Source organism: Streptomyces sp. NPDC059166 (genome assembly GCF_042755185.1).
Taxonomy (GTDB): domain Bacteria; phylum Actinomycetota; class Actinomycetes; order Streptomycetales; family Streptomycetaceae; genus Streptomyces.
On sequence record NZ_JBHZCI010000018.1, the window covers coordinates 1 to 18,517 of the forward strand.

Annotated in this window: 16 protein-coding genes; 12 read left to right on the top strand and 4 right to left on the bottom strand. The window is 71.6% G+C overall.

What is annotated here, in order from left to right:
* Positions 1-156 precede the first annotated feature (156 nt).
* Positions 157-1,923 carry a dolichyl-phosphate-mannose--protein mannosyltransferase gene (locus tag ACFXOA_RS15645; protein WP_385027528.1) on the bottom strand — a complete coding sequence of 589 codons (1,767 nt, stop codon included), beginning with the start codon at positions 1,921-1,923 and terminating at the stop codon, positions 157-159.
* Between the two features lie 53 nt (positions 1,924-1,976).
* Here ACFXOA_RS15645 and rsmI point away from each other — a divergent pair, with 53 nt between their 5' ends.
* From rsmI to ACFXOA_RS15680, 7 genes are all read left to right on the top strand, one after another.
* On the top strand, positions 1,977-2,873 hold the full coding sequence (gene rsmI / locus ACFXOA_RS15650) for a 16S rRNA (cytidine(1402)-2'-O)-methyltransferase (RefSeq protein ID WP_385027531.1): 897 nt from the start codon (positions 1,977-1,979) through the stop codon (positions 2,871-2,873).
* A 173-nt stretch (positions 2,874-3,046) separates the two neighbouring features.
* Positions 3,047-3,427, top strand: a complete 381-nt coding sequence (locus ACFXOA_RS15655; protein WP_385027534.1) for a hypothetical protein — start codon at positions 3,047-3,049, stop codon at positions 3,425-3,427.
* A gap of 33 nt (positions 3,428-3,460) precedes the next feature.
* Positions 3,461-4,330, top strand: a complete 870-nt coding sequence (locus tag ACFXOA_RS15660) for a TatD family hydrolase (RefSeq protein WP_385027537.1) — start codon at positions 3,461-3,463, stop codon at positions 4,328-4,330.
* A 136-nt stretch (positions 4,331-4,466) separates the two neighbouring features.
* Complete coding sequence (locus tag ACFXOA_RS15665; protein ID WP_385027540.1) at positions 4,467-5,048, top strand: ubiquitin-like domain-containing protein; 582 nt, start codon at positions 4,467-4,469, stop codon at positions 5,046-5,048.
* A 9-nt stretch (positions 5,049-5,057) separates the two neighbouring features.
* A complete protein-coding gene (rsmA, locus tag ACFXOA_RS15670) occupies positions 5,058-5,930 on the top strand; it encodes a 16S rRNA (adenine(1518)-N(6)/adenine(1519)-N(6))-dimethyltransferase RsmA (protein WP_385027543.1) in 873 nt (290 codons plus the stop codon).
* A complete protein-coding gene (locus ACFXOA_RS15675) occupies positions 5,927-6,826 on the top strand; it encodes a 4-(cytidine 5'-diphospho)-2-C-methyl-D-erythritol kinase (RefSeq protein ID WP_385027546.1) in 900 nt (299 codons plus the stop codon). Before rsmA ends, ACFXOA_RS15675 begins: the two co-directional genes overlap by 4 nt.
* 73 nt (positions 6,827-6,899) lie before the next feature.
* Positions 6,900-8,213 carry an acyltransferase gene (locus ACFXOA_RS15680; protein WP_385027549.1) on the top strand — a complete coding sequence of 438 codons (1,314 nt, stop codon included), beginning with the start codon at positions 6,900-6,902 and terminating at the stop codon, positions 8,211-8,213.
* A 62-nt stretch (positions 8,214-8,275) separates the two neighbouring features.
* On the opposite strand, the gene ACFXOA_RS15685 is transcribed toward ACFXOA_RS15680, so the two are convergent.
* Entirely contained in the window at positions 8,276-8,917 is a 642-nt protein-coding gene (locus tag ACFXOA_RS15685) for a lipoprotein (protein ID WP_385027552.1), read from the bottom strand.
* 147 nt (positions 8,918-9,064) lie between these two features.
* Between ACFXOA_RS15685 and ACFXOA_RS15690 the strand changes: the two genes are divergently transcribed.
* The 5 genes from ACFXOA_RS15690 to ACFXOA_RS15710 all read left to right on the top strand — a co-directional run bounded on the left by ACFXOA_RS15690 (position 9,065) and on the right by ACFXOA_RS15710 (position 16,349).
* Complete coding sequence (locus tag ACFXOA_RS15690; RefSeq protein WP_385027555.1) at positions 9,065-10,879, top strand: ABC-F family ATP-binding cassette domain-containing protein; 1,815 nt, start codon at positions 9,065-9,067, stop codon at positions 10,877-10,879.
* 147 nt (positions 10,880-11,026) lie between these two features.
* Positions 11,027-11,233 (top strand): hypothetical protein, encoded by a 207-nt coding sequence (locus ACFXOA_RS15695; protein ID WP_385027558.1) that lies wholly within the window; start codon positions 11,027-11,029, stop codon positions 11,231-11,233.
* A 311-nt stretch (positions 11,234-11,544) separates the two neighbouring features.
* Positions 11,545-13,425, top strand: coding sequence for a PQQ-binding-like beta-propeller repeat protein (locus tag ACFXOA_RS15700; protein ID WP_385027561.1), 1,881 nt, complete (start codon positions 11,545-11,547; stop codon positions 13,423-13,425).
* A 58-nt stretch (positions 13,426-13,483) separates the two neighbouring features.
* On the top strand, positions 13,484-15,412 hold the full coding sequence (locus ACFXOA_RS15705; protein WP_385027565.1) for a PQQ-binding-like beta-propeller repeat protein: 1,929 nt from the start codon (positions 13,484-13,486) through the stop codon (positions 15,410-15,412).
* A gap of 241 nt (positions 15,413-15,653) precedes the next feature.
* Positions 15,654-16,349 (top strand): LuxR C-terminal-related transcriptional regulator, encoded by a 696-nt coding sequence (locus ACFXOA_RS15710; protein ID WP_385027568.1) that lies wholly within the window; start codon positions 15,654-15,656, stop codon positions 16,347-16,349.
* A gap of 32 nt (positions 16,350-16,381) precedes the next feature.
* On the opposite strand, the gene ACFXOA_RS15715 is transcribed toward ACFXOA_RS15710, so the two are convergent.
* Positions 16,382-16,678, bottom strand: coding sequence for a hypothetical protein (locus ACFXOA_RS15715; protein ID WP_385027571.1), 297 nt, complete (start codon positions 16,676-16,678; stop codon positions 16,382-16,384).
* A 15-nt stretch (positions 16,679-16,693) separates the two neighbouring features.
* Complete coding sequence (locus ACFXOA_RS15720; RefSeq protein WP_385027574.1) at positions 16,694-18,364, bottom strand: sodium:solute symporter family protein; 1,671 nt, start codon at positions 18,362-18,364, stop codon at positions 16,694-16,696.
* Positions 18,365-18,517 lie beyond the last annotated feature (153 nt).

An 18,517-nucleotide genomic window follows, 5' to 3' on the forward strand; every position in this document is an offset into this window, starting at 1 on the left:
GATGCCGGACGCCGCCGAGTTCGAGCGGGCGCGCCGCGCACGCGCCGCCGCCCGGCCCCGCCGCTGAGGGCTGTCCCGCAATTCCCGGCGGGCGCGGGGCGCCGATGACCAGGAGGGCTCGGCGGACTGCCGGGCCCTCCTGGTTCGTTCTCCCTGCTACACCCAGGTGTCCAGCCACATCCGGTCGCGCCAGGACGTGTCCGGGATCGACGTGCCTGTGTAGATCGGCCAGAAGTAGATGAAGTTCCAGATGATCAGCAGCACCAGGACCCCGGCCCCGATCGCTCCCAGCATGCGTCTGCGCTCACCCGTGGGGTCGGTGGTCATCAGACCGATCCGGTCCTTGGTCCCGGTGCCGGCCGCGGGGCCGAGCATCGCGCCGATCATCATGGTGACCGCCAGGCAGAGGAACGGGACGAACACCACCGCGTAGAACAGGAAGATGGTCCGTTCCTGGTAGAAGAACCAGGGCACCCAGCCGGCCGCCACCCCGCACGCGATGGCACCCGCCCGCCAGTCGCGCCGGAAGAACCAGCGCCACAGGACGTACAGCAGGGCCACGCAGGACGCCCACCAGAGCAGCGGGGTGCCCATGGCCAGGACCTCGCGGGCGCACTTGCCGGTCTCCGAGGTGACGCAGCCCGCCTGCTCCTCGTAGAAGTACGACACCGGGCGGCCCAGGACGATCCAGCTCCACGGGTTGGACTGGTAGGTGTGGCCCGATGTCAGCCCGATGTGGAACTCGTAGACCTGGTACTCGTAGTGCCAGAGGCTGCGCAGCCAGTCCGGCAGCCACGTCCAGTTGCCGCCCTTGCCCGCGGTGGCGGCCCAGTCGCGGTAGTAGCCCTTGTCCGTGACGATCCAGCCGGTCCACGACAGGACGTACGTGCCGATCGCGACGGGCACCGTGGAGAGGAACGCCGGCAGCAGGTCCCGCAGGACCACCGCGCGGTACGGCTGCACCGCGCCCGCCGCGCGTCTGGCGCCGACGTCCCACAGCACCGCCATCACGGCGAAAGCCGCCAGGACGTAGAGCCCGTTCCACTTCGTGGCGAAGGCGAGGCCGAGCATCAGGCCCGCCGCGATCCGCCACGGACGCCACCCCAGGCGGAGCGTTTCCGCGACGTGGGAGTCCGGGCGCAGCAGGCCGTCCTCGTCCACCGGGAGCGCCGCGGCCAGCCTGGCCCGGGACCGGTCGCGGTCGACGACGAGGCAGCCGAACGCCGCGAGCACGAAGAACATCAGCACCAGGTCGAGCAGCGCGGTGCGGCTCATCACGAAGTGCAGCCCGTCCACGGCCAGCAGGGTCCCGGCCAGGCAGCCCAGGAACGTCGAACGGAACAGCCGGCGGCCGATACGGCACAGCATCAGCACCGAGAGGGTGCCGAGCAGCGCCACCATGAACCGCCAGCCGAACGGCGTGAACCCGAAGATCTGCTCGCCGATCCCGATGATCCACTTGCCGACCGGCGGATGGACGACGTAGCCCGGGTCGACCGGGACGTCCACCGAGGACGGGTGGTTGAGGATCTGCTTGTCGATGTCCTTGGGCCAGGAGCCCTCGTACCCCTGGTTCACCAGCGCCCAGGCGTCCTTGGCGTAGTACGTCTCGTCGAATATCACCGCCTTCGGACTGCCGAGGTTCCAGAACCGCAGCACCCCGGCGACCAGCGCCACCAGGAGCGGACCGCCCCAGGCGGACCAGCGCACCAGGCGCTCCGCCAGGACCGGCGGCACGGAGAGCACCGACCAGAACTGCCCGCCGGGGCGGGTGTACGGGGGGACGAGGCGCTCGCGCAGCCCCGTCTCCGGGCTCGGGGAATGGCCGAAGCGGCGCAGCCGCCGCTGCCAGGAATGCGCCTGGTCACCGGCGTGTTCCCCGGCGTCGTCGCCCTGCCGGGCCTCGGGTGCGGTACTCGTCACCGCGCCATCGTAGGGAACGCGGCTGTGCGAGTGGTGCCGTCCGTGCTGGGAGTATGGCCGACGTGACTGGAACGACTGGAACGCTCGTACTCGCAGGGACCCCCATCGGCGATGTGGCGGACGCCCCGCCACGGCTCGCCGCCGAGCTGGAGACGGCCGACGTCGTGGCCGCCGAGGACACCCGGCGGCTGCGCCGGCTCACCCAGGCGCTCGGCATCCACACGACGGGGCGTGTCGTGTCGTACTTCGAGGGCAACGAGTCGGCGCGCACGCCCGAACTCGTCGAGGCGCTGGCCGGCGGCGCCCGCGTCCTGCTGGTCACCGACGCGGGGATGCCGTCGGTCTCCGACCCCGGCTACCGCCTCGTCGCGGCGGCGGTGGAACAGGACATCAAGGTCACCGCCGTGCCGGGCCCGTCCGCCGTGCTGACCGCCCTCGCGCTGTCCGCCCTGCCCGTGGACCGCTTCTGCTTCGAGGGCTTCCTGCCGCGCAAGGCCGGCGAGCGGCTCGGGAAGCTGCGCGAGGTCGCCGCGGAGCGCCGCACCATGGTCTTCTTCGAGGCACCCCACCGGCTGGACGACACCCTGGCCGCCATGGCCGAGGTCTTCGGCGCCGACCGCAGGGCCGCCGTGTGCCGCGAGCTGACCAAGACCTACGAGGAGGTCAAGCGCGGCCCGCTGGGCGACCTCGCCGCCTGGGCGGCGGAGGGCGTGCGCGGCGAGATCACCGTCGTGGTCGAGGGCGCCACGGACTCCGGCGACGAGAACCTGGACGCCGAGGAGCTGGTACGCAGGGTGCAGGTGCGCGAGGAGGCGGGGGAGAGGCGCAAGGAGGCCATCGCGGCCGTCGCCGCCGAGGCGGGGCTGCCCAAGCGTGAGGTCTTCGATGCGGTGGTGGCGGCAAAGAACGCTGCTCGGACCGGCCAGGACCAGGGCAAAGGACTAGCCTGAAATGTAAAGCGCGAGCCGCGTAACGGGCCCTTTGCCCACGGATCGGCCAAAAGCGTTCCAATACTCGGCAGACCTGGTGCGTCGGCCACCGGAAGAGGCGTCCACTTGGGAGTGGAACGCACCATCCGGAGTGCTTGTCCGGAGTGCTTGTCCACAGGACAAGAGGAGCAGGCATGAGTGAGATCGCAGCGACCACCGCGCACGAGGCGTACGCCTTCGCCTGCATGCGGTGCGGACACGGCTGGGAACAGGCCTACGAGATAGAGCACCACGTCGACGGCTCCGGCAACGCCTTCGTCGTGTACAAGGCGGACGGGGAGCGGGTTCCCTCGCCGCTCTCCACCCCGACCTGCGCCAACTGCGGCGGCCATCTGGTCCGGATCATGCGGTCCGGCCGGGTGTCCACCGTCCAGCAGCTGCTCCAGCGCCAGAACGCCTCACGCCCCGGCGGGCCCGAAGGGGAGCGGATCGCGGCCTCCGCTGTCACGCCCGCCGGCGGGGAGGCCCGCCACTGGCAGCTGTCCGATCTGCTCCACCCCTTCCACCGGCGGTGAGACGAGGGCCCGTGCCCTCGTAGAGTCGGGGGCATGAGCCGTACCGACGCCCCGCCGCTCCCCGAACCCCTCAGGGTTCCGGTCGCCGATTCCCACACCCACCTCGACATGCAGGACGGAACCGTCGAGGAGGCGCTGGCCCGTGCCGCGGCGGTCAACGTGACCGCCGTCGTGCAGGTGGGCTGCGACCTGAAGGGCTCCCACTGGGCCGCCGAGACGGCCGCGGCGCACCCCTCCGTCCACGCCTCCGTCGCCCTGCACCCCAACGAGGCGCCCCGCATCGTGCACGGCGACCCCGGGGGAGAGGGGTCGCGCCAGGGCGTACGCGAGCCGGGTGGGCGGGCCGCGCTCGAAGAGGCACTCGCCGAGATCGACGCGCTGGCCGCCCTCGCCCACGTACGCGCCGTCGGCGAGACCGGACTCGACCACTTCCGCACGGGACCCGAGGGCATGGCCGCCCAGGAGGAGTCCTTCCGGGCGCACATCCAGATCGCCAAGCGGCACGGGAAGGCGCTGGTCATCCACGACCGGGAGGCCCACGCCGACGTCCTGCGCATCCTCGCGGACGCGGGCGCGCCCGAGCGGACGGTCTTCCACTGCTACTCCGGGGACGCCGACATGGCCCGGATCTGCGCGCGGGCCGGGTACTTCATGTCGTTCGCCGGCAACGTCACCTTCAAGAACGCGCAGCCGCTGCGCGACGCGCTGGCCGTCGCCCCCACCGAGCTGGTGCTCGTCGAGACGGACGCCCCCTTCCTGACACCCGCCCCCTACCGGGGACGGCCCAACGCGCCCTACCTCATCCCGGTCACGCTCCGGGCGATGGCCGAGGTGCGGGGGACCGACGAGGACACCCTGGCCGCCGCCGTCCACGACAACACGGCACGGGCGTTCGACTTCTGACGGCCAGGCCGCCGCTCACCGCGGCCCGCACCCCGCCGCCCCGACACGTAGGGTAATCGGACGACTTTGGAAGGTGACGGGACGTCCGCTATCGTGCCCGCGCATCGGGGTCGGAAACCGGAGTTCCTGGAGCGTCGTGGGCCATTCGCAGGGCAGTCACCGCGCACCGCGCGGCGAGGGACGTACGGGGCAGGCGGCGGCACGGGCCGTCCCCGTGCCACCGCCGCGCTCCCTCCACGAGGAGCAGACGCTCGTCGCCGGCATCCTGCCCGCCCGGATCCAGGTCCACGACCCGACCGTGCTGGACACCCCGCTGGCCCCGCAGCCGCGCCCCGCCCTCCGGACCCCGGCAGGGCGTCAGGGGCGCCACGCCGGCCACCGGGCGGTGCGGCGCCACCGGAGCGCGCCGACGCCGCTGCGGAGCCTCGTACCCCGGGCCCTGGTCCTCGTCGTCCTCGCCGGCGGCACCGCCGCCTTCCTCGCCCAGGACAAGGCGGTCCGCGTCGACGTGGACGGGACGTCGCGCACCCTGCACACCTTCGCGGACGACGTCGGCGAGCTCCTCGACACGGAGGGCGTCCCGGTCGGCGCCCTCGACCATGTCGTGCCCGCCCCCGGCACGGGACTCGACGACGGGGACGAGGTCGTCGTACGCCGCGAGGCAGCCGGGGCCGCGACGCCGCCGGGCGGAGGATTCCCGGCCCTCCGGCGGCCGTAGGCTTGACGGGTGAGCACCACAGAGCCCGACGCCCTCCTGGGCCCCGCAGACATCCGCGAGCTGGCCGCAGCGCTGGGCGTACGCCCCACCAAGCAGCGCGGCCAGAACTTCGTCATCGACGCCAACACGGTCCGCAGGATCGTACGGACCGCCGAGGTGCGACCCGACGACGTGGTCGTCGAGGTGGGGCCCGGCCTCGGCTCCCTCACCCTGGCCCTGCTGGAGTCGGCCGGACGGGTCGTCGCCGTGGAGATCGACGACGTCCTCGCCGGCGCCCTGCCCGCCACCGTCGCCGCACGGCTGCCCGAGAGGGCCGACCGCTTCGCGCTCGTCCACTCGGACGCGATGCTCGTCACCGAACTGCCCGGCCCGGCACCGACCGCGCTCGTCGCCAACCTGCCGTACAACGTCGCCGTTCCCGTGCTGCTCACCATGCTGGAGCGCTTCCCCACCATCGAGCGGACCCTCGTCATGGTGCAGGCGGAGGTCGCCGACCGGCTGGCCGCCCGGCCCGGCAACAAGGTCTACGGCGTCCCCTCGGTCAAGGCCAACTGGTACGCCGACGTCAAGCGCGCCGGATCGATCGGACGCAACGTCTTCTGGCCCGCCCCCAACGTCGACTCGGGTCTGGTGTCCCTCGTGCGCCGCGCGGAGCCGATCCGGACCACCGCGAGCAGGGCCGAGGTCTTCGCCGTCGTGGACGCCGCGTTCGCCCAGCGCCGCAAGACCCTGCGCGCCGCCCTCGCCGGCTGGGCGGGCTCCGCGCCGGCCGCCGAGGCCGCCCTCACCGCCGCCGGGATCGCGCCGCAGACCCGCGGCGAGGCCCTCACCGTCGAGGAGTTCGCCGCCATCGCCGAGAACAAGCCGGAGCCGACCGCATGACCCAGAGCGTCACCGTCCGCGTCCCCGCCAAGGTCAACGCGCAGCTCGCGGTGGGCGCCCCCCGCCCCGACGGCTTCCACGACCTCGCCAACGTCTTCCTCGCCGTCGGCCTGTACGACGAGGTCACCGTCACCCCCGCCGAGGCGCTCCGCGTCACCTGCTCCGGGCCCGACGCCGACCAGGTCCCGCTCGACGCCACCAACCTCGCCGCCCGCGCCGCGGCCGCCCTGGCCGCACGGCACGGGCTCGCCCCGGACGTCCACATCCACATCGCCAAGGACATCCCCGTCGCCGGCGGTATGGCCGGCGGCAGCGCGGACGGCGCCGCGGCCCTGCTGGCCTGCGACGCACTGTGGGGGACCGGCGCGAGCCGGGAGGAACTCCTGGAGATCTGCGCCGAGCTCGGCAGCGACGTGCCCTTCAGCCTGGTCGGAGGCGCGGCGCTGGGCACCGGGCGCGGAGAGATGCTCACGCCCGTCGAGGTCGGCTCCACCTTCCACTGGGTCTTCGCGGTCGCCGACGGCGGCCTCTCCACGCCCGCCGTCTACGGCGAGTTCGACCGCCTCACCGAAGGGACGGACGTCCCGGCGCCCGTCGCCTCGCCCGCGCTGCTCACCGCCCTGCGCAAGGGCGACACCACCGCCCTCGCGGACGCCCTCTCCAACGACCTCCAGGCCGCGGCGCTCTCGCTGCGGCCCGCCCTGAACGACACCCTCTCCGCGGGCACCTCGGCAGGCGCCCTGGCCGCCCTGGTCTCCGGATCGGGGCCGACCACGGCGTTCCTGGTGGCCGACGCGGAATCGGCGCACAAGGTCGCCGACGCACTGCTGGCATCCGGCACCTGCCGCAGCGCCCGGGTCGCGGTGTCGCCGGCGCCCGGGGCCGTCGTCGTCTGACAGGCGCTACTGACAAGGGATTTGAGTACGGTCGCGCTCCCGGGGACACCCCGCCCGGCGCGACCGTACCCCCATGGGATCACGTGTTCGCGAACTCGCCGGGGCCACACCTGCCACCCGGGACCGCTACATCGACCTGCTGCGCGTCGCCTCGCTCGGCACCGTCGTCCTCGGCCACTGGCTGATGGCGGCCGTCACCACCGACGGGGTCGGCAACCTCCTCGCCGTCGTCCCCGGTCTGCAACTGCTCACCTGGGCCCTCCAGATCATGCCGGTCTTCTTCTTCGTCGGCGGCTTCTCCCACGCCCTGTCCTACCGCTCACTGCTGCGTCGGCGGCCGGAGGGCTCCACGGACTCCGTGTACCCCGCCTTCCTGCGGGCCCGGCTCCAGCGCCTGCTGCGGCCCACCATGGTGTTCGTCCTGGTGTGGGGCGCCGCCGCGCTCGCCGTCGCAGTGGCCGGAGGTGACGGCGGGCTGACCGGGGTGACCCTGCGGCTGGTGACCCAGCCGCTGTGGTTCATCGGGATCCATCTCGCCATGGTGGCGTGCACCCCCCTCCTGCTGAGGGCGCACGGCAGGCACGGCTGGGGCGCGTTCGCCGCGCTGGTCACCGCCGCCGCGGCCGTCGACGTACTGCGCTTCGCCGCCGGAGTGCCCTACGTCGAGTTCCTCAACTTCGCCTTCGTCTGGCTCGCCGTGCACCAGCTGGGCTTCCTGCACGCCGACGACCGCATCCGCAGGCCCGGGCTCCTCGCGGGCGCCGGGCTCGCCTCGGCCGTCGCGCTGGTGGCATGCGGTCCGTATCCGCTGTCCATGGTCGGGATGCCGGGCGAGAAGATCAGCAACATGGCGCCGCCCACCCTCGCCCTGCTCGCGCACGGTCTCTGGCTGGTCGGGGCGGTCGGGCTGCTGAGGCCGTACGGCACCCGGTTCGCCGGCCGTCCCCGGGTCTGGCGCGCCGTCGTCGCCGCCAACGGCGTGGCGATGACCGCGTTCCTCTGGCACCTCACGGCGATGCTCGGGGTGTACGGGGCGATGCTCGCCCTGGGCGTCGCCCTGCCCGAGCCGGCCACCGGGGCCTGGTGGGCACAGGTGCCGGTCCGGGTCGCCGCTGCCCTCGCCCTCACCGCGGCACTCGTCGCCGTCTTCCGCACCTTCGAACGCCCGGCCCCCACCCTCGCGCCCCGGGCCTCGACCGGCACGGGGGCACTCTCGGCGTTCGGCGTCACCCTCGCCCTGCTGGGCGTGCTCGCACTGTCCATGGTCGGCTACGCGGGGCTGCTGGAGGGCCGTACCGCACTGCTGATCGCCGTTCACGTCAGCGCACCCGCGGCCGTCGCCATGACCCTCGGCGGCTGGCTGCTCGTCGAACGGGCCGGACGGTGAGTGCCGCCCCCGGAGACCGGTCCCGGGCCGGCCGCGGTGCACCCGGCGGTACGGCGTGCCCGTCAGCCCACCTTCAGGGTCCGCTTCGCCAGCTCGTAGGCCGGGAGCATCGCCTCGTGCTCGTCGGAGTCCAGCCCGCCCAGGTGCACCACCACCGGCCCGCCGGGCGTGGCGACGGCGAAGGCCCGCTCCTTCTTCGGCTCGTCCAGCAGTTCGCCGTCCACCGTGTAGGCGACCTCGGTGGCCGCGAGGGCTCCCGCCTTCACCCGGGTCCAGACCGCCTCGCCCGCGCCCGGTTCGTCCGTGACGAAGGCCTTCAGCGCCTCGGCGGGGTCCTCGCCGGGCGCCCCGCCCCGCCACACCCGGATGTAGCCGATGCTCCCGGCGGGCTTCGCGTCGATCTCGCAGACCAGCGTGACCGTCCCCTGCTCGGTCAGCTCCGCGAGGCCGGAGTCCGGCTCCACCGTGACCGCCTGCGGCTTCCAGTCCGCGGCCAGTGCGAAGGTCACCGGGAGCTCGCACGGCGAACCGGCACCGCCGACCGTGCCGCCTTCCTCCGCTCCGGTGCTCTCCGCCGCCTCCGGCGGGGCGGTGTCCCCGTTCTTGCCCTCGTCCGTACCGCCGTCCGCGGACGACGAGCAGCCGGCCAGCGCGGCCGCCGTCAGGAACGCCGGTATCAGGGCCCGTATCGCACCACGCATCATGAAGTCCCCACCCCAGAGATGTTCCGACCCGCTCCGACCTGGGGTTACGCCCCATGACCGATCGCCGCACGCTACCGCACCCCGCGCGGCGACTACTCTGGGACGTCGAGCGTTCCCCGCAGCGGGGAGCCCCGAGGCAGGAGTGAAATGGCCGTCAATCTGGTCAATGTCGAGCAGGTCAGCAAGGTGTACGGCACCCGTGCCCTGCTCGACGGTGTATCCCTCGGGGTGTCCGAGGGCGACCGGATCGGCGTCGTCGGCCGCAACGGCGACGGCAAGACGACGCTCATCCGGATGCTGGCCAAGCTGGAGGAGGCCGACAGCGGCCGGGTCACCCACAACGGCGGGCTCCGCCTCGGTGTCCTCACCCAGCACGACTCGCTCGACCCGGAGGCCACCATCCGGCACGAGGTCATCGGCGACCTCGCCGACCACGAGTGGGCGGGCAGCGCCAAGATCCGCGACGTGCTGACCGGACTCTTCGGAGGGCTCGCCCTCCCCGGCTTCGAGCACGGCCTGGACACCGTCATCGCCCCGCTCTCCGGCGGAGAGCGGCGCAGGATCGCGCTGGCCAAGCTGCTCATCGCCGAACAGGACCTCATCGTCCTCGACGAGCCCACCAACCACCTCGACGTCGAGGGCATCTCCTGGCTGGCCGGCCACCTGCGCGCCCGGCGCTCCGCGCTCGTCTGCGTCACCCACGACCGCTGGTTCCTCGACCAGGTCTGCACCCGCATGTGGGACGTCCAACGCGGCACCGTCCACGAGTACGAGGGCGGCTACAGCGACTACGTCTTCGCGCGCGCCGAGCGCGAGCGCATCGCCGCCACCGAGGAGTCCAAGCGGCAGAACCTGATGCGCAAGGAGCTGGCCTGGCTGCGGCGCGGCGCCCCCGCCCGTACCTCCAAGCCCCGCTACCGCATCGAGGCGGCCAACGAGCTGATCGCCGACGTGCCGCCCCCGCGCGACACCAGCGAGCTGATGCGGTTCGCCAACGCCCGCCTCGGCAAGACCGTCTTCGACCTGGAGGACGTCACCGTCCAGGCCGGGCCCAAGACCCTCCTCACCCACCTCACCTGGCAGCTCGGCCCCGGCGACCGCATCGGCCTGGTCGGCGTCAACGGCGCGGGCAAGACCTCGCTGCTGCGCGCGCTCGCCGAGGCGTCCCGCAGCCAGGGTGACGTCCAGCCCGCCGACGGGAAGATCGTCGTCGGCAAGACGGTCAAGCTCGCCTACCTCTCCCAGGAGGTCGCCGAACTCGACAAGAACCTGCGCGTCCTCGAAGCGGTCCAGCAGGTGCGCGACCGGGTCGACCTCGGCAAGGGCCGCGAGATGACCGCCGGACAGCTCTGCGAGCAGTTCGGCTTCGCCAAGGAGAAGCAGTGGACCCCGGTCGGCGACCTCTCCGGCGGTGAGCGGCGAAGGCTGCAGATCCTGCGCCTCCTGATGGACGAGCCCAACGTCCTCTTCCTCGACGAGCCCACCAACGACCTGGACATCGAGACCCTGACCCAGCTGGAGGACCTCCTCGACGGCTGGCCCGGATCGATGATCGTCATCTCCCACGACCGCTTCTTCATCGAGCGGACGACGGACAAGGTCATGGCGCTCCTCGGCGACCGTGCGCTGCGGATGCTGCCGCGCGGTATCGACGAGTACATCGAGCGCAGGCAGCGCATGGAGGAGGCGGCCGCCCCCGCGTCCGCCGGTGCTCCGGCGCCCCGGCCCACGCAGGCCGAGACGGTCTCCCCGCAGGCGGCCCGCGCCGCGAAGAAGGAACTGCAGAAGGTCGAGCGGCAGCTCGAGAAGATGTCGACGAAGGAGACGTCGCTGCACGCCCAGATCGCCGAGAACGCCACCGACTTCGAGAAGGTCGCGAAGCTCGACGCCGAACTGCGCGAGCTGGTCGCCGAACGCGACGAGTTGGAGATGCGCTGGCTGGAACTGGCCGAGGACGCCTGACGGCGGGCGGCCGGGACGGGGCGCCCGAGCCCGCCCGGCCCGCCGCCCAGAGGGCGCTCCCGTGCGGACCGCCCCCAAGGACTTCTCGCATGCGACCCGTTCGCGAAAGACTGTCCAGGGCGGGTGGCGGAAGGAGGCCGCCCGGTCATGTGGACGGACCGGGCGTCGGACCGCGCGAAGGGGGACGTGCTGATGACCCGGCCTCCCGGCGCCTTCGTCTTCCAGTCCGGGGCCGTCCGGCGGGGAGGCCGCTCCCATCTGCTCCCCGAGCGGATCAGCGAGGACGAGGTGGAGACGGCCGGCCACGGGAGCGCCCGCCATCGGGCCGCAGGGCGAGGAGGCCGTCACCGGTGAAACGGGTACCTCGGGGCGAGAGTTGACGTGACGTCGGGAAACCCGGCCCGCCCGGCCGCCCCGCAGGCGCATAACAGCGGTATCACGGCCCGGTCCTCCCTTGGGAACAGGGGATGGACCGATCCTGACCGAGGGTGGCGCGGGTGGTACAAAGAAGCCCCGCTCGACTGTCGTAACGCCGCGGAAGCCATGCCCGATTCGCTCCTTTCCGGGGGGAATTCAGAGAATCTCCTTCAGCCGATCCTCTGAGCCCAGCGGAATCGCGGGGGAGACCGGACCGGGCACCGGACCGCACGAAGGGGGACGCGCTGATGACCCAGCCGCCCAGCCAGGAACCGCCGCAGGGGGGCTTCGGGGCTCCGCAGGAACCGCAGGGCACGCCGCCTCAGCCGCAGTCACCCCCGGCAGCTCCGCCGCAGGCGCCGGCCACACCGCCGCCCCCGGCCGGCGCACCGCAGACGCCGCCTCCCGCCCAGCCGGGCTACGGCTACCCGCAGGCCCCCGGCGCGCAGCCCGGCCACGGCTACCCCCAGGCACCCGGACAGCCGCCCGGCCAGGCCGCCCCCGGCCCCTACGCCCAGCAGCCCGGCCCCTACGGCGCCCCGGCCGGCCCCTACGGCCAGCAGCCCGGCCCGTACGCCCAGCAGCCGGGCCCGTACGGACAGCCCGGCCCCTACGGCCAGCAGCCCGGGTACGGCTACCCGCAGCAGCAGTACCCCGGCGCGCCCGCGCCCGGCGGCTCCGGCGGCGGCCCCTTCAAGGGCAAGCCGGCCGTCATCATCGGGGCGGCACTCGCCGCACTCCTGGTCGTCGGCGGCGGGTTCTTCCTCCTGACGAGCGGTGACGACGAGAAGGACCCCGTCGCCAAGCCCACGGCCGCCCCCTCGGCGCCGAGCGCCTCGGAGAGCGTCGACCAGGGCGACGGCAAGGGCGACGGACGCGAGACGAACGACGACCTCAACGCCGGGCGCAAGCCCGGCGAGGCGAAGGTCCTCTGGCTGACGACGAACGACATCGACCTGCCGCGCAACGGCGCGAACGTGTACGGGCCGTGGATCGTCGGCGACACCCTCGTCAAGGGCATGTACCGCTCCGTCAACGGCTACTCGGTGGCCGACGGCAAGCAGAAGTGGACCCTGCCGCTGCCCGCCGACATGTGCGCCGCGCCCGGGAACCCCACCGCCGACGGAAAGATCGTCATCGGCGTGAAGAGCGGGACCACCGACAAGGCCGACTGCTCCGTCCTCCAGCAGATCGACCTCAACACCGGCAAGGCCGGATGGAAGAAGTCGGTCAAGAAGAACGGCACCTGGGACCTGCTCTCCGACATCGGCCTGGCGATCAGCGGCGACACCGTGACCGTCGGCCGCACCAGCAACTCCAACGCCTACAAGGTCAGCGACGGCTCGGAGCTGTTCTCCACCCCGTCGGGCAACTGCAAGCCGTTCGCCTTCGCCGGCGGCCCCAAGCTGATCGCCGCGACCAGCTGCCGGGTCGAGGACCTCGACAACCCGCAGCACCAGATCCAGGAGATCGACCCGGCCACCGGCAAGGCCAAGTGGACCTACCAGCCCAAGCGCGGCTGGGAGGTCGACAAGGTCTACTCGGTCAGCCCGCTCGTCGTCTCGCTGACCCAGCGCGAGGAGAAGAAGTGGGGCATCCTCGCGCTCAAGGAGAACGGCACACTACGGTCCCAGCTGATCAGCGACAAGGGCGACAACCCCACCGTCGACTGCGGCCACGACTTCGCCGTCTTCGGCGAGAAGCTCGAAGGGTGCTCCGGCGTCGCCGCCGACGCCAACACCTTCTACATGATGACCAAGGACGACACCAGCGGCTCCGCCCGCACCAACAAGGTCCTGGCGTTCAACCTGAACACCGGCAAGACCAAGTGGAAGTCGAACGCACCCGCCGAACGCACCATGAAGCCCCTGGGGATGGAGGGCGGCAACGTCCTCGTCTACCTGGAGCCCTCCTACGACAAGGGCGGGGCCATCGCGACGATCGCCCCCACCGGCGGCGCGCCCAAGGTGGTGCTGCAGCACCCGGACTCCACGACCCGCATCGAGAACTTCTTCTCCTCCAAGGTCCTCTGGTCCGGCGGCCGTTCCTTCATCGTCAGCGACCGCGTCAGCGCGAGCAACGACGAGGAGGAGAAGGAGCAGACGACCATGATGGCCTTCGGCAAGTGACGGCCGACGACGGCAACCGCAGCCCCCTCCCCACAGACTCCGCAGAGGTACGTACGCCATGACCCAGCCGCCCCAGCCGCCCAGCGAACCGCCGAACGAGCCGCCCCAGGGCGGGTTCGGCGCACCCCAGGACCCGCCGCCCGAAGGGTTCGGCGCGCCCACCCCGCCGCCGTCCGACCCGCTCGCCAAGCAGCAGCCCCCGGCCACTCCGCCCACCCCGCCCGCCGGCGGCTACGGCAGCCCGCCGCCCCCGCCCCCCGGCGGGTACGGCGCCCCGCAGCCTCCCGCGCCGGGGCAGCCGCCGACGCCGCCCGCGTACGGCTACCCGCAGGGCCCGCCCCCCGGCCAGCCGCCGACACAGCCCGGCTACGGCTTCCCGCAGGCTCCGCCCCCCGGCCAGCCGCCGACACAGCCCGGCTACGGCTTCCCGCAGGGCCAGCCCGGACAGCCCGGTATGCCCCCGCAGGGATACGGCTACCCGACCGCGCCCATGCAGCCGCAGTACGGCACCCCGCCGGGCGGCGGCAAGAAGTTCAACACCCAGATGAAGATCATCGTCGCCGCGGTGGTCGCCGTGGTGCTGATCGTCGGCGGCGGTGTCCTCTACGCCTCCAGCGGCGGTGACGGCGGTGACACGAAGAAGGACCAGGCGTCCTCGGCGGGAACCACCGGCGGCGAGGGCAAGGGCGGCGAGGGCGACGGCCTGGCCGGCGGCACCGAGAAGGCGCCCGCCGACACCAAGTCCAAGGTCGGCTTCCAGCTGCCCCACCCCAAGGTCACCGACACCACCGTCGTCGACGGCTCCTGGGTCACCGACAAGGCGTACGTGAAGACCGGCGTCTACGAGATCGTCGGCTACGACATCGCCAAGGGCACCAAGCTCTGGTCGATCCCGCTCGAGGGCCAGCTCTGCGCCGCGTCCCGGCACATGAGCAAGGACTACAAGACGGCGATCGCCTTCGAGGAGGGCAAGCCGAGCGCCGCGGACAAGTACCCGTCCTGCAACCAGGTCGGCGCGATCGACCTGGCCACCGGCAAGCTGATGTGGAGCAAGTCCGTCACCTCGCCGACCACCGGTGACAAGCCCGTACGGTTCAGCGAGGTCACGCTCAGCGGCTCCACGGTCGCCGCGGGCGGGACCAGCGGCGGCGCCGCGTTCAACCTCGCGACCGGCGCCGAACTCTGGAAGCCGAAGGCGGACGCCGACAACTGCTACGACATGGGGTACGGCGGCGGCGACGCACTCGCCGTGGTCCGCAAGTGCGGCAGCTACGACGAGCCGCAGCTCAGCATCCAGTCCCTGAACCCCACCACGGGCGCACCGCTCTCCTCGTACGACATGCCGGCCGGCGTCGAGTACGCGAGCATCGTCTCCACCAAGCCGCTCGTCGTCGCCGCGGACGTCGGTGACACCGCCGGGGACGGCAGCAGCATCTCCGACTTCTTCTCGATCGACGCGGCCACCGGAAAGCTCATCGTCCGGATCTCCGCCGACGCGGACAAGTACGCCGCGGACTGCCAGGCGACCGAGGTCGAGCAGTGCACCTCCCTCGCCGTCGGCAACAACAGGCTGTACGTGCCGACCGAGGACCACGAGGGCGGCGGCGAGTACGGCGACACCAACGAGATCGTCGCCTTCGACCTCACGACGGGCAAGCTCGTCGGCGGCCGGGCCGACGCCGGGGACCGGTACTCCCTCACCCCGCTGCGGATGGACGGCTCCAACGTCATCGCCTACAAGCGTCCCCCGTACGACAAGGGCGGCCAGATCGTCTCCATCAACGGCTCGACGTTCGAGCAGACCGTGCTGATGACGAACCCGGACGACGAGTCGGTGCGCGACGCCGAGACCAGCTTCTCCATCAACTACGCCGAGTTCATCTACGAGAAGGGCCGGCTGTTCATCTCCGAGAAGATGGTCAGTGAGCCCAGCAAGTCGGGCCTGGACGACAAGCAGTACCTCGTCGTCTCCTTCAGCACCGACTGATCCACCCGGGCCCGCGCCCGGACACCCTTGACGGCCCTGCCGGTTGATCACCCGACCGGCAGGGCCGGTCCTTTTCCGACGTCCGCGGCCCCGAAAGACACGTATTCGGCATTCCGGGGGGATTCTGTCCCGTAAGGGGCGCGTCACGTCGAACAAGCGTGTAACTTGCCGGGTCAGAGAGGCCGGGGGGCCTGTTCGGGGTTACGCGGCGTCCGGCGCCGCACACATGGGGGCTTGACGGATGGGCGTGCGGCTCATGGTGGTCGATGACCACAGACTCCTCGCCGAGGCACTCGCCTCGGCGCTCAAACTGCGCGGGCACCGCGTGCTCGCCGCGGCCGCGCCGACGTCCGGGGCCGCGGAACTGGTCGTCAGCCGGGCCCCCGAGGTCTGCCTCTTCGGTACGGCCTCGCCCGCCGAGCCCGGCGCCTTCGACCCGATCGTGCGGATCGGACGCGAACGTCCCCAGGTGGCCGTGGTGGTCCTCGGACCGGTACCGAGCCCGCGCGGGATCGCGGCCGCCTTCGCGGCGGGCGCCGCGGGCTACGTACGCCACGACGAGCGCATAGAGGGCGTCGAGCGGGCGATGGTCAAGGCCCGCGCGGGGGAGACGGCGGTCGCCCCGCAACTGCTGCGGGGCGCGTTCGCCGAGCTGCTGAACCCGGTGGCACAGCCCGACGACGAGGGCCGGCGGCTGCTGCGGATGCTGACACCGCGCGAGGTCGAGGTGCTGGTCAGGGTCGCCGAGGGCGAGGACACCCGGCAGATCGCGGCGGGCATGCGGATCGCCCCGAGCACCGCCCGCACCCATGTGCAGCGGGTGCTGATGAAACTGGGCGTCGGCTCACGGCTGGAGGCCGCCGCCCTCGCCGCCCGCACCGGACTTCTGGACCGGGCGGCGGAGGGAACGCCGCGGGGGCCGGACCGGCTCGTGTGAACGAGTGATCGGCCGGCCCCCACGGGTGTCGGTCAGCTCTCCGGCGTACCGGGGATCTCCTGCGGTGCCTGCGCCGGGCGCAGCTTCATCCAGATCAGGAAGAAGAGCCCGAGGACCAGCATGGCGATGCCGGTCCAGAGGTTGATGTGGACGCCCTCGGCCTTCTTCAGGTCGGCGTCGGACGGGCTGATGCCGGCGATGGTGACGATCACTCCGTAGACCACGAAGAGACCGCCGATGATCCGCCGGATGTCGAAGAGCCGGGCCGCGGTCGCGGACCTGCGCTCCAGCTCGGAGACCTCGTTGTGTGCTTCTTTTGCGTCGGACATGGTGGGTGCCTCCGATCAGAGCGAGTAGGGCAGGTAGCACAGGGTCGCCAGGACGATGGCGCCCCAGCCGAGCAGTGCGGGCTTGCGGTACCAGGCGCTGTCGCCCTCGTCCGGCACCTCGTCGGCGTCCGGAGCCTCGGTTCCGTAGACCAGGCCGGCCAGTTCCTCCACCGGCTTCGGGGCGGTGAAGAGGGTCACGGCGACCATGACGACCGCGCCGGCGACGAACCCGACGATGGCGGAGACGAAGTTGGCGCCCTGGTCGGACGGGATGTCGATGATGCCCTGCTTGTAGATCACGAAGTAGTTCACCATCGCGGCCGTCGTACCGGCCAGCAGGCCCCAGACACCGGACTTCATCGAGGCGCGCTTCCAGAACATGCCGATGATGAAGACGACGAAGAGCGGGACGTTGAAGAACGAGAACAGCGTCTGCAGGTACGTCATGATGTTGGAGAAGCTGGCGGCGATGAACGCGGTGCCGATCGAGGCCAGCACACCCACGGCGGTGATCAGCCGGCCGAAGCGCAGGTAGTACGCGTCGGGCTGGTCCTTCTTCACGTACCGCTGCCAGATGTCCGTGGTGAACACGGTGTTGAACGACGACACATTGGCGGCCATGCCCGCCATGAAGGCGGCCAGCAGACCCGTCACGGCGATGCCGAGCACGCCGTTCGGCAGCAGCTCCTGCATCAGCAGCGGGATCGCGTCGTTGTACGTGAGGTCCGAGCCGGGCGTGCCGATCTTGGGCACGAGCACGGCGGCGACCAGGCCGGGGATCATCACGGCGAAGACGATGAAGATCTTCGGGAAGGCGGCGATCAGCGGGGTGCGCTGGGCGGCCGACAGGTTCTTCGCGGACAGGGCGCGCTGCACCTCGGCGAAGTTGGTGGTCCAGTACCCGAAGGAGAGCACGAAGCCGAGGCCGAGGATGATCGTCAGCCAGTTGGCGCCGAGCGGGTTGGCGTCACCGATGCCGGTACCGCCCCAGGCGGTCATGAAGTCCGCGCCGTGCTGCTCCGTCAGGGAGTCGCTCAGCCCGTCCCAGCCGCCGACCCGCTTGAGACCCAGCAGGGTCAGCGGGATCAGGGCCGCCAGGATGACGAAGAACTGCAGCACCTCGTTGTAGATCGCCGAGGAGAGGCCGCCGATGGTGATGTAGACGAGGACGAAGAGGCCCGCGACGACGATCGCGACCCACTGCGGCCAGCCGAGGAGCGCCTCCACGACGATCGACAGGGCGTAGAGGTTCACGCCCGCGATCAGGATCGCCGAGAAGGCGAAGAGTATGGAGCTCAGCAGGTGTGCCGACTTGTCGAACCGGTGCAGCAGGAACTCCGGCACCGAGCGGACCTTCGACCGGTAGTAGAACGGCATCATCACCAGGCCGAGGAAGACCATGGCGGGGATCGCGCCGATCCAGTACCAGTGGACGACCGCGACGCCGTACTGCGCGCCGGTCGCCGCCATGCCGAGGATCTCGGTCGCGCCGAGGTTCGCCGCGACGAACGCCAGACCCGTCACCCACGCGGGCAGCGACCGGCCGGACAGGAAGAAGTCGAGGCTCGTCCTCACACTGGCCCGGGCGGCGAAGCCGATGCCGAGCACCACGACGAAGTAGATCGCCAGGATTGTGTAATCGAGCCCGTTCGTGGGGAGCCGGAGCCCTTCAGCCAGATATTGCATGGGGGGTACTCGCTTCGTTGCGCGAACTGAACCCGTCGGAACCTACGCCTTTGTGTTCAGAAAATGAACAGGTCTCATGACGTTCTTTGTTTGATCGTGATCGGACTGGTCGCAATGTCACGGTATGACTGCTTCTCTCGCTCAGGATGGCCA